The organism is Nonomuraea cavernae, assembly GCF_014646355.1.
In the GTDB taxonomy this organism is placed as follows: Bacteria; Actinomycetota; Actinomycetes; order Streptosporangiales; family Streptosporangiaceae; genus Nonomuraea; species Nonomuraea cavernae.
The window spans coordinates 37,960-49,041 of the sequence record NZ_BMNH01000042.1 but is presented as its reverse complement, the minus strand read 5'-3'; the positions used below and the strand labels follow the sequence as shown (position 1 = coordinate 49,041).

Annotated in this window: 10 protein-coding genes; 6 read left to right on the top strand and 4 right to left on the bottom strand. The window is 74.2% G+C overall.

Going from position 1 to position 11,082, the window contains the following annotated elements:
- Positions 1–732 (top strand): RNA-guided endonuclease InsQ/TnpB family protein (locus tag IEY82_RS36510; RefSeq protein ID WP_189128854.1); only part of this gene is annotated, 732 nt, incomplete at its 5' end.
- A 53-nt stretch (positions 733–785) separates the two neighbouring features.
- On the opposite strand, the gene IEY82_RS36505 is transcribed toward IEY82_RS36510, so the two are convergent.
- The 4 genes from IEY82_RS36505 to IEY82_RS36490 form a co-directional block, all read right to left on the bottom strand.
- Positions 786–1,226, bottom strand: a complete 441-nt coding sequence (locus tag IEY82_RS36505; RefSeq protein ID WP_189128853.1) for a nucleoside deaminase — start codon at positions 1,224–1,226, stop codon at positions 786–788.
- The gene (locus tag IEY82_RS36500) at positions 1,223–2,071 is read right to left on the bottom strand and encodes an LLM class flavin-dependent oxidoreductase (protein ID WP_189128852.1); all 849 of its coding nucleotides are present in this window, start codon (positions 2,069–2,071) and stop codon (positions 1,223–1,225) included. The genes IEY82_RS36505 and IEY82_RS36500 overlap by 4 nt, the downstream gene beginning before the upstream one ends.
- 138 nt (positions 2,072–2,209) lie before the next feature.
- Positions 2,210–3,235 (bottom strand): non-homologous end-joining DNA ligase, encoded by a 1,026-nt coding sequence (gene ligD / locus IEY82_RS36495; protein WP_189128851.1) that lies wholly within the window; start codon positions 3,233–3,235, stop codon positions 2,210–2,212.
- A 76-nt stretch (positions 3,236–3,311) separates the two neighbouring features.
- On the bottom strand, positions 3,312–3,860 hold the full coding sequence (locus IEY82_RS36490) for a cupin domain-containing protein (protein WP_189128850.1): 549 nt from the start codon (positions 3,858–3,860) through the stop codon (positions 3,312–3,314).
- Positions 3,861–3,994: 134 nt separating this feature from the next.
- Here IEY82_RS36490 and IEY82_RS36485 point away from each other — a divergent pair, with 134 nt between their 5' ends.
- Genes IEY82_RS36485 through IEY82_RS36465 form a run of 5 tightly spaced genes read left to right on the top strand, consistent with a single transcriptional unit; the run spans position 3,995 to position 10,993 of the window.
- Positions 3,995–4,981, top strand: a complete 987-nt coding sequence (locus tag IEY82_RS36485; RefSeq protein WP_225264321.1) for an SWIM zinc finger family protein — start codon at positions 3,995–3,997, stop codon at positions 4,979–4,981.
- On the top strand, positions 4,978–6,438 hold the full coding sequence (locus IEY82_RS36480) for a DUF5691 domain-containing protein (protein WP_189128849.1): 1,461 nt from the start codon (positions 4,978–4,980) through the stop codon (positions 6,436–6,438). The genes IEY82_RS36485 and IEY82_RS36480 overlap by 4 nt, the downstream gene beginning before the upstream one ends.
- A 55-nt stretch (positions 6,439–6,493) precedes the next feature.
- Positions 6,494–7,558: an ATP-binding protein gene (locus tag IEY82_RS36475; RefSeq protein ID WP_189128848.1), complete on the top strand. Its 1,065-nt coding sequence runs from the start codon at positions 6,494–6,496 to the stop codon at positions 7,556–7,558.
- Positions 7,555–9,786 carry a DUF5682 family protein gene (locus IEY82_RS36470; protein ID WP_189128847.1) on the top strand — a complete coding sequence of 744 codons (2,232 nt, stop codon included), beginning with the start codon at positions 7,555–7,557 and terminating at the stop codon, positions 9,784–9,786. The genes IEY82_RS36475 and IEY82_RS36470 overlap by 4 nt, the downstream gene beginning before the upstream one ends.
- Positions 9,779–10,993: a VWA domain-containing protein gene (locus IEY82_RS36465; protein WP_189128846.1), complete on the top strand. Its 1,215-nt coding sequence runs from the start codon at positions 9,779–9,781 to the stop codon at positions 10,991–10,993. Before IEY82_RS36470 ends, IEY82_RS36465 begins: the two co-directional genes overlap by 8 nt.
- The last annotated feature ends 89 nt before the right edge of the window (positions 10,994–11,082 follow it).

The following is an 11,082-nucleotide window of genomic DNA, read 5'->3' as shown; positions in this document are numbered from 1 at the left end:
ACCCTGCTGGCCGCTCACCGCAAGGGCGAATCAGACCTGGTCTGCCGCGATGGCAGGTGGTTCCTCATCGCCACCTGCGACCTGCCGGACGTTCCGGTGCGCGCCCCGGACGGGTTTGTCGGGGTGGATCTGGGGATCGCCAACATCGCCACCACCGCCACCGCCACCGCCACCGCCACCGCCACCGGCACCGGCACCGGCGATGGTGTCCGCCACAGCGGCAAGACCCTGAACGCGGTCCGTCACCGCCACCGCGAGCTGCGCCGCCGCCTGCAGGCCAAACAGACCAAGAGCGCCAGACGGCTGTTGAAGAAACGCCGCCGTAAAGAAGCACGTTTCGCCGCCGACACCAATCACACCATCGCCAGACGCATCGTGACCGAGGCTGCACGCACCGGGCGAGGGATCGCCCTGGAAGATCTCCAGGGGATCCGCGACCGGGTACGGCTCCGCAAGCCCCAGCGGGTCACGCTGCATTCATGGAGTTTCCACCAGCTCGGCCACTTCATCGCCTACAAGGCGGCCCGCGCCGGTGTCGCCCTGGTCCACGTGGACCCGGCCTACACCTCGCAAGCCTGCTCGGCCTGCGGGCACGTGGCCAAGAACAACCGGCCCGACCAGGAAACCTTCGCCTGTACGTCGTGCGGCTTCGCTGAGCACGCCGACGTCAACGCAGCCCGCAACATCGCCGCACGCGGTGAGACGGGCTGGGCAGTGAGTCACGCTGCCTGACGCGGACCGGACCGTCGAAACCACCGACGGCCAGGAGCTGCAAGCTCGGTCGTTCACGGCTGAGAAGCTGACGTGTAGTAGCCCTCGACGGGGACGCGGCCCTGCTCCGGCGACGCCGGGCCCTCCAGGCGCACGCCGGGCGCGGCAGCGGGCGGCTTGAGGGCCGTGAGCTGCTCGGTGGACAACGCGTACACCACGCGGCCGAGGAAGGACCGCTCGATGGCGCCCATGCACATGCCGCACGGCTGGCAGCTGGTGTACATGGTGGTGCCGGCAGCGGTCGCCGGATCCAGCTCGCGGCCCGCCCACCTGGCCAGCTTCAGCTCGGGGTGGGCGGTGATGTCGCTCTCGGTGACGCTGGTGTTGCGATCTTCGGCCAGTACGTCACCGTCGGGGCCGACCAGCAACGAGCCGAAGGGCGGGTTGCCGCCCGCCCGCGCCTCGTTGGCCAGCTCGATGGCACGGAGCAGGAAGCGTTCGTCGTCGGGCGTCATGGTCTCTCCGTCGGCAGGTGGGCGCGTACGGTGGCGAGGGCCTGCCAGGCCACCTCGGGGTGCAGCGTCTCGTCCGGGTCGCCGGCGAACGGGTCGAGCATCACGGTCTCGGCGCCGAGCAGCCGCAGTTGCCCGAGGTCGTCGACGACCTGCTCGATGGTGCCCTCGCCGGCGAGCCGGTCGTCACCGGTGATGGGCGTCTCGGTGAGCCGCAGCATGATCCTGGGCACCAGCTCGGGCACCGGCCGCCCCAGTTCGTCGGCGACGGCCTTCATCCGGGCCACCGCCGCCCGCAGCCGGGACAGCGGGAGCCGCAGCGGGTGCCACGCGTCGCCGAGCCGCACCGCCCGGCGCACGCCGGCGTCGCTGTTGCCGCCCACCCAGAGCGGGATCCGCCCCGCCCGGTAGTCGGCGTCGTCGGCCCAGGCGTCGCGCATCGCCCGCAGGTGCTCGTCGGTCAGCGCGCCGCGCCGCTCGAACGGCACCCCCAGCGCCTCGAACTCCTGCCGCGCCCAGCCGACGCCCACGCCGAGGACGAGCCGCCCCCCGCTGAGCTGGTTGAGGTTGGCGGCCATGCGGGCGACCAGCAGCGGGTGCCGGTAGGGGACGATGAGCACCGTGGTGCCGAGCCGGATCCGGCCGGTGACGCCGGCCAGCCAGGACAACGTGGTGAACGGCTCGTAGAACGGCGCCGGATACTGCTCGGCCACGTCGGGCGTCACCGCGATGTGATCCGACACCATGAGCAGGTCGTAGCCGAGGCCCTCCACCGTGCGCGCCCACTGACGCAGCACGCCGGGGTCGGTCCCTGGTCCGAAATTGGGAACGTTCACTCCTAGTCGCACCGATTCAGGCTATCGACCCGATCATCGGCGCCGGAAGAGAACCGTCCCGGGGGGCCTCGGGCGGCCCGTCGGCGGTCTGACGACCCCGGGGCCCTCCGCCGGCCCGTCGGCGGAGCGGCCTGACGACCTGGCCCCGCGTCAGCCGGTGGCGCTGCCGGGATCGTCCATGGCCGAGGGGAGGTCGATCCGCACGTCGGCGGCCATCACCCGGCCAGGTTCCTTGTCGGGGCGCAGGCCGCGCCAGGAGGGATGACGGAGCCGCCCGTCGGCGGTCACCTCGGCGTAGCGCACCTCGCCCACCAGGCGCGGCTCCACCCAGTGCGCGTCGCGGGCGTACTCGCGGGGGACCGGCTCGGTGAACGGCGAGTCCGGCCGTTCCAGCGGCGCCAGCCGTTCCCGCAGGTCGGCCAGCATGGCGTCGGTGAAGCCGGTGCCGACGTGCCCCACGTACAGCAGCCGGCCCGCCGGGTCGTGCGCGCCCAGCAGCAGCGAGCCGATCCGGCCGCCCCGCCGACCCGTCCCCGGCTTCCAGCCGCCGATGACGACCTCCCGGTGGGAGACGTTCTTCACCTTCGTCCACTCCGGGCTGCGCCGCCCGGGCCGGTAGGGGGAGGTGCGCCGCTTGACGACCACGCCCTCCAGGCCCAGCTCGCGGCTGGCCGCCAGCGCCGCGCGCGAGCCGCCGCGGAAGGCCACCGGCGTCTGCCACCGGAAGCCGGGTGTGACCAGCCGTTCGAGCAGCTCGCGCCGCTCGTCGTAGGGCAGCCGTACGACGCTGCGATCGTCGACGTGCAGCACGTCGAAGATCATGTACGTGACGGGCACGGCCCTGACCAGCTGGGCCACCTTGAGCGGGTTGCGCTGCTGCATCCGGGGCGCCAGCGTGCCGAAGCTGGGCCGCCCGGCGTCGTCGAAGGCGATGATCTCGCCGTCGAGCACCACGTCGTGACCGTCGACTGCCCCGGCCATCGGACACAGCTCCGGATAGGACGCTGTCATGTCCCTGCCGGTGCGCGACACCAGCCGCACCGCCCCCGCCTCGACGTAGGCCAGGGCGCGCACTCCGTCCCACTTCATCTCGGTGCTCCACGCGTCGTCCTGCGCGGCCGGCGGCAGGGAGCCGAGCTGGGCGAGCATCGGGTGGTAGGTGGGCAGGCGCCCCATGCAGGTGGGCCTTCCCCGCCCCTTCCGCGCCTACGGTGAAGGCCGGGGCAAGTCCCGGTAATGCCGGTGGGAGCGCTCAGCCGGTGCTGAAGTCGGCGAAGTCGAAGCCCGGCGACACGACGCAGCTCACCAGCGCGGCCTCGTCCCCGGCCGGCCGGGCCGACTGCCGGACGCCGCCGGGCACCACGGCCTGCGGCACCTGTCCCGCCTCGACCAGTGGCCCCAGCACCACCGTCTCGTCACCGACGGTCAGCGACAACGGCCCGCCCCGGTGCCACAGCCACACCTCGTCCGACCGGACCCGGTGCGGGATCGACTCCTCGCCTGGCTGGAGCAGGAAGTAGATGCCCGTGGCGCTGGCCCTCGGGCCCGGGTAGCCGCCGGGCCGCACCTCGACCGCGGACCTCCAGGTCTCCCTGAACCAGCCGCCCTCCGGGTGCGGCAGCAGGTCCAGGGCGCGCGCGATCGGCGGGCGTTCGGCGAACCCGACGGGCGCGCCGGTCACGTCCCGGCGCAGGAAGCGGGTGCCGTCGAGCACCAATTGCCCGTCCAGGCCGCTGGCCAGCGCCTCGGCCTCGTCGGCCACCTCGACGGCGGGGCCGTCCGGATAGATCGTCAACTCCACGCCGGCGAGTGTACGGCCCGAGTTCCCATCTCGATCCTCGCGTGTCGCGTGCCGTCCGGTGGGCGGAGAACGAGGGAAGAGGGATCATCTGGAATAGGTACGATTTGTCGGTCGTCCTGGCTAGTGTGCGGCGAGTGTTCAAACGGTGGAGCCGTGATCAGGTGCTCGCTCTCGCCGCCGACGAGGGCGGCGTCAGGGCGCGAGCCACCGGTACGGAGTCCGCGCGGCACGCGCGCGTGACGGCGGGGCTGGCGGAGCTGGAGCGGTGGCTGGCCGACCAGACGCGTCAGGGGCTGGCCGGAGCGGGTGAGCGCGACTGGGACGAGCTGGCCAAGCGGCTGGTCGACGCCCAGGCGCCCGGCGTCGCGAGCGCCGTGTCACGACTGGTCCGGGTGCGCGCGGAGGACGACTGGCCGGGGCGGCTGTTGGAGGAATACGCCCTGGTCAACCTGCTGGCCGTGGCCTATCGGCGCCGCGCCGAGCTGCCGGAGGCCCTGGCCGCGACCGTGCTGACCCGCGTCGGCTTCCCGGTGACGCGCGAGGACGTGCTGGCCGGTCCCGTGGTGCGCGACCGCTGGGACGTGCTGGGCCGGCGCGACGAGGAGCAGGACCGCCTGACGGCCCGCCGCGTGTGGCTGCGCGGCCGTGGCACGGGCCAGGCCGCGCTGGTGCTGTCCTTCGCACCCCAGGGGCAGGCGCTCGACGCCTCCCTGGTCACGGGCGTCACGATCGACGCCGACCTGGCCTTCTATCCCAGCGCCGCGCCGCTACGCGCGCTGGTCGCCGCCCGCCACGTCCCCGCGTCCGGCGAAGGAACAGCGCCGGGGATCGCGTGCGGCCAGGAGACGCCGCCGGGGATGACGCCCGACCAGGCGATGGACGAGGTCGCGGCGGCGCTGGCCGCCGACCCGTGGACCTCGTCCTGGCCGGTCGTGCTGGCCGGCGTGGTGCCCGATCGGACGGCGCTCGGCGGCTTCCCGCTGCACCCGGGAGAGCGCGACCCGTGGCGGCTGCTCGCCGTCTCCGGTGGCCATCCGGTCACGGTCGCGGCCGAGTGGACTCCGCGTGGCCTGCGCCCCCTGACCGTCTGGGACGACGAGGGAATGGCGGTGATCCTGTGAGCGACTCCGTGAGCTGGGACACGCTGACGTCCACGGCCCTGGTCGGCACCGCCCGCAGGCCGTACCAGGGGAGCCTGCTGGAGGACGCGGCCGTGGAGGTCGCGCGCCGGCGCGCCGGTCGCGGGCCGGTCAGCGCGCCGGCCACCGGGCGTCGAGCCGAGGACGGCGGGCACGAGCCGGTCGCCGAGAGCGGGGCCGAGGACGGCGCGCAGGTACATCCCGGGGACGCGCCCGAGCGGGGCCGGACCGAGGACGGCGGGCGGGCGCCCGAAGAGGAGCAGGCGGCGGTCGGGCGGGCGGCGGCCGAACGGCTGGCGACGATCATGGCCGGCCGGCATGAGCGGCTGTTGCCCGAATGGCTGGCCGAGGCGGCGCGCGGCGGGCGGCGGGTGCCGCCGTTCGTGCTGCCCGAACTGCTCGACCGGGGCAGGCGCGACAGGTCGATCCGGGCGCACCTGGGCGTGCTCGCCGGGCAGCGCGGCCGGTGGCTGGCCGGACGCAACCCGGCCTGGGCCTACCTGCTGGAGGAGCCGACCGGCGAGACCTGGGAGCTGGGCGGCACCGCCGACCGCCGTGCCCACCTGCGCCGGCTCCGCACGTCCGACCCGAAGGCGGCCAGAGAGCTGCTGGAGGGCACCTGGGAGCAGGAGACTCCCCAGGACCGGATGGAGTTCGTCGGCGTGCTGGCCGCCGGGCTGTCCATGGACGACGAGCCGTTCCTGGAGCACGCCCTCGACGACCGCCGGCTTGAGGTGCGCCAGCAGGCCGCCAACCTGCTGACCCGCCTGCCCGGCTCGGCCCTGGCCGGGCGGATGGCCGCCCGCGCCCGCGACTGCGTCGCCATCACCGGCACCACGATCACGGTCGACGCGCCCAAGGCGTGCGACAGGGCGATGGAGCGCGACGGCATCCGGCCCAAGCCGCCTCGCGGCACCGGCGAGCGGGCCTGGTGGCTGCAGCAGGTCATCGCACGCGCCCCGCTGGCCAGCTGGGAGCTACCGCCGGACACGCTGCTCGCGATGCGCATCCCCGAATGGGACGCCGAGATGAAGGCCGGCTGGATGCGGGCCGCGGTGCTGCAGCGCGACCCGGAGTGGGCGCGGGCGATGTTCGCCTGGGACCCGATCGCCGACCTGCTGGAGGCGCTCGGTCCCGAGGAGCAGCAGCGGCTCGCCGCCGACTTCGTGAAGAGGCACGACCTGGACAGTCAGTTGATCATGGTGCTGGGCGGGGTCTCCCCGCACTGGCGGGAGGGACTGGCCACGGCCGTGCTGCGCAAGATCCTCAAGGTGGCCGGCACCCAGCCGTGGAACCTCGGCGAGTTGGTCAGGCTGGCGGGCGAGCGCATCGACCCCGGCCTGGCAGACCTGGCGGGGAGCTACTCGCCGGAGCCGCCCATCCAGGAGGTCGCCGCCCTGCTGCGGTTCCGCGCGGACATGATCAAGGAGCTCACGTGAGCGAGGGAACGATGACGACCAGCACCACGGCCACGGGGCCGGCGAAGGAGGCCTCATGACCGTCCTGCGGCCACACGCGGAAGACCAGTACGCCGAGGAGCTGTCCCTCCTCGCCAAGGACGACGACCGGCCGAGGCCGCCGGGCTGGCGGCTGTCGCCGTGGGCGGTGACCACCTACCTGCTGGGCGACGGCGACCGGATCACGCCGAAGTACGTGGGCGCCCGCCGCATCGTCGAGGTGGCCGTCGCCACCCTGGCCACCGACCGGGCGCTGCTGCTGCTCGGCGTGCCCGGCACGGCCAAGACCTGGCTGTCGGAGCACCTGGCCGCGGCGGTCAGCGGCGACTCCACGCTGCTCGTGCAGGGCACGGCCGGCACCGCGGAGGAGGCCATCCGCTACGGCTGGAACTACGCGAGACTGCTGGCCGAGGGCCCGTCGATCGAGGCGCTGACCCCGTCGCCGGTGATGCGGGCGATGGCCGAGGGCCGCGTCGCCCGCGTCGAGGAGCTGACCCGGATGCCGTCCGACGTGCAGGACGCGCTGATCACCGTGCTGTCGGAGAAGACACTGCCGATCCCGGAGCTCAACCGGGAGGTCCAGGCCGAGCGCGGCTTCAACGTGATCGCGACCGCCAACGACCGCGACCGCGGCGTCAACGAGCTGTCCAGCGCGCTGCGCCGCCGCTTCAACACGGTCGTCCTGCCCGTCCCCGCCACGGCCGAGGAGGAGGTGGACATCGTCTCGCGGCGAGTCACCCAGCTCGGCCGCTCGCTGGAGTTGCCCGAGACCAGCACCGGCCTGGCCGAGATCCGCCGCGTGGTGACCGTCTTCCGCGAGCTGCGCGCCGGGGTCACCGAGGACGGCCGCACCAAGGTCAAGTCACCGAGCGGCACCCTGTCCACAGCCGAGGCGATCTCCGTGCTGACCAGCGGCATCGCGCTGGCCGCGCACTTCGGCGACGGCGTGCTGCGCCCGGCCGACGTGGCCGCCGGGATCGTCGGCGCGGTGGTGCAGGAGCCGGTGTCCGACCGGGTGGTCTGGCGCGAGTATCTGGAGACCGTCGTGCGCGAGCGTTCCGACTGGCGCGACTTCTACCGGGCCTGCCGAGAGGTGTCGTGAGCGTCTCCGTCCTTGGCGTACGCCACCATGGCCCGGGATCGGCCCGGGCCGTGCGCGACGAGCTCCAGCGGCTCCGGCCCGACGTGATCCTGATCGAGGGCCCGCCGGAGGCCGACGCGCTCGTGGAGCTGGCGCCCGAGCTGGAGCCCCCGGTGGCGCTGCTGGCGCATGTCCCCGGCAGGCCCTCCGGCGCCGCCTACTGGCCGTTCGCGACCTTCTCCCCGGAATGGCAGGCCATCCTGTACGCCACGGCGCACGGGATCCCGGTGCGCTTCTGCGACCTGCCCGCGGCCCACACGCTGGCCGAAGATCCCGCGGACGACCCGCCGGCCGAGGCCGCCGAGCTGCGCGTCGACCCCATCGGCGCGCTCGCCCGCGCCGCCGGCCACGACGACCCCGAACGATGGTGGGAGGACGTCGTCGAGCACCGCGGCGACACCCCGTTCGAGGTGATCGCCGAGGCGATGGCCGCCGTCCGAGAGGGGTACCAGCCGGACGAGCGGGAGACCCGGCGCGAGGCGTACATGCGCAGGACACTGCGCGCCACCGCCAAGGCGGGCTTCGAGCGGATCGCGGTGGTCTGCGGCGCTTGGCACGTGCCCGCCCTGGTCGAGCCGCTCCCGCCGGCCAAGGCCGACGACGCGGTCCTGCGCGGCCTGCCCAAGGTCAAACCCGAGCTGACCTGGGTGCCGTGGACGCACGGCCGGCTGGCCTGGTGGAGCGGCTACGGCGCGGGCGTCGGCTCGCCCGGCTGGTACGACCACCTGTTCGGCGCCCCCGACCGGCCGGTGGAGCGCTGGCTGGCCCGCGCGGCCGCGGTCCTGCGCGACGAGGGGCTGGCCGTGTCGCCGGCGCACGTCATCGAGTCCGTACGGCTCGCGCAGGGCCTCGCGACGCTGCGCGGCCGCCCGCTGGCCGGGCTGGGCGAGGTCACCGAGGCGGCCCGGGCGGTGCTGTGCGAGGGCGACGACCTGGCGGTCGAGCTGATCCAGCGTCGCCTGGTCGTCGGTGACCGGCTCGGCCACGTCAGCGACCGGACGCCCATGGTGCCGCTCCAGCGCGACCTGCGCGACCGGCAGCGGCGGCTCCGGCTCCGGCCCGAGGCGCTGGACCGCGAGCTGAACCTCGACCTGCGCAAACCGCTCGACCTCGACCGCAGCCATCTGCTGCACCGGCTGCGGCTGCTCGGCGTCGCATGGGGCACGCCGGGGGAGTCGCGGGGCAAGGGCACCTTCAAGGAGACCTGGACCCTGCGCTGGCGCCCCGAGTACGACCTGGCGCTCATCGAGTGCGCCGCGCTGGGCGTCACGGTCGCCGGGGCCGCCGCGCAGCGCGCCCGCGACCTGGCCGCCGGCGAGCCGGCCACGCTGGCCGACCTGACCGCGCTGGTGGAGCGGTGCCTGCTGGCCGAGCTACCCGAGGCGCTGCCCGCCGTGCTGGCCGCCCTGTCGGCCAAGGCGGCGCTCGACGCCGACGTCGGCCACCTGATGGCGGCGCTGCCCGCGATGGTCCGCGCGCACCGCTACGGCGACGTGCGCGGCACCCCGGCCGAGGGGCTCGCGGTGATCGTCCACTCGATGCTCGACCGGGTGTGCGTCGGGCTGCCCGTCGCGGTGACCGGCCTCGACGACGACGCGGCGGCCGCCCTGCTCGGCCACGTCGACGGCGTCCACGCGGCCGTCGCCCTGCTCGACGACTCACCCGCCGAGCCCGCCGGACCTGCCGAGCCCGCCGGACCTGCCGAGCCCGCCGGACCTGCCGGCCCGAGGCGGCGGTGGCTGGCCACGTTGCACGGCCTGAGCGACCGGCCCGACCTGCACGGGCTGATCGAGGGCAGGCTGACCCGCGTCCTGCTCGACGCCGGGGAGCTCGCCGACGCGGGCGACCGGATGTCGCGGGCGATGTCCCGCGGCCACGCCCCGGCCAGGGCGGCCGCGTGGGTCGAGGGGTTCCTGTCGGGCGGCGGGCTGCTGCTGGTGCACGACCAGCGGCTGCTGAGCCTGGTCGACGGGTGGCTGACGGGTCTCGGCGGTGACCAGTTCGTGGAGGTGCTGCCGCTGCTGCGGCGTACGTTCGGCGGCTTCGCCGTACCTGAGCGGAGGGCTGTGGGGGAGCGCGTCCGGTCGGCGGGGCGGCGGGCCGAGGCCGACGAGACCGATCTGGACGAGCGGCGCGCGGCGGGCGCGGAGCGGACCGTGCTGGCGATCCTGGGGAGAGCGCATGGATGAGCGGTTGCGCAGGTGGCGGCTGGTGCTGGGCGGCGGGGAGGCCGACGGCACGGGCTGCGCGCTGCAGGGCGGCGACGCCGCGATGGACGGCGCCCTCGCCGCGCTCTACGGCGGCCAGGAAGGTCAGGGCGGTCAGGGCGGTCAGGGCGGCCGCTCGGGAGGCAGGGAGGGCGGCCTGGGCGCGTCGGCGCCGCGCGTGGCGCGGTGGCTGGGCGACATCCGGACCTACTTCCCGTCCACCGTCGTCCAGGTCATGCAGAAGGACGCGATCGAGCGGCTCGACCTGTCCAGGCTGCTGCTCGAACCCGAGATGCTCGAAGCCGTCGAGCCCGACGTGCACCTGGTCGGCACGCTGCTCGCGCTCAACCGGGTGATGCCCGACCAGGCCCGCGAGTCGGCCCGGGCGGTCGTGGCCACGGTCGTGCGGCGGCTCGAACGACGGCTCGCCCAGAAGACCAGGGCGGCCGTCACCGGCGCGCTCGACCGCAGCGCCAGGACCCATCGGCCCAAACGCGTGGCCGACATCGACTGGGATCGGACGATCAGGGCCAATCTCAGGAACTACCTGCCGGAGAAGAACACCGTCGTGCCGTCGCGGCTCGTCGGCTACGCGCGCAGGCAGCGGGCGGTGCAGCGCGAGATCGTGCTGTGCGTCGACCAGAGCGGCTCGATGGCCGCGTCGGTGGTCTATTCGAGCGTGTTCGGCGCGGTGCTCGCCTCGATGCGGTCGCTCCGGACGTCTCTGGTGGTGTTCGACACGGCCGTGGTCGACCTCACCGACCAGCTGCACGACCCGGTGGAGCTGCTGTTCGGCACCCAGCTCGGCGGTGGCACCGACATCAACCGGGCCCTCGCCTACAGCCAGGGGCTCATCACCCGTCCCACCGAGTCGATCTTCATTCTGATCAGCGACCTGTACGAGGGCGGCATCCGGCAGGAGATGCTGCGCCGGGTGGCCGCCATGACGCAGGCGGGCGTCCAGGTGATCGTGCTGCTGGCCCTCTCCGACGAGGGCGCGCCGTTCTACGACCACGAGAACGCCGCCGCGCTCGCCGCCATGGGCGTGCCCGCGTTCGCGTGCACGCCCGACGCCTTCCCCGATCTGATGGCGGCGGCGATCGAACGGCACTCGATCACGCGCTGGGCCGAGCGGCAGGGCGCGCTCAGTGCCCCGCCGCCGGGCGGGGAGCCAGGCACGACAGGCTGAGCGTGCCGGCGGCGACGCGGTGGTTCGCGTACGGCCCCGGCCTGCTTCTTCCGCCGGGTCGAGATCCGGATGTCCCGGCCCGCACGTTT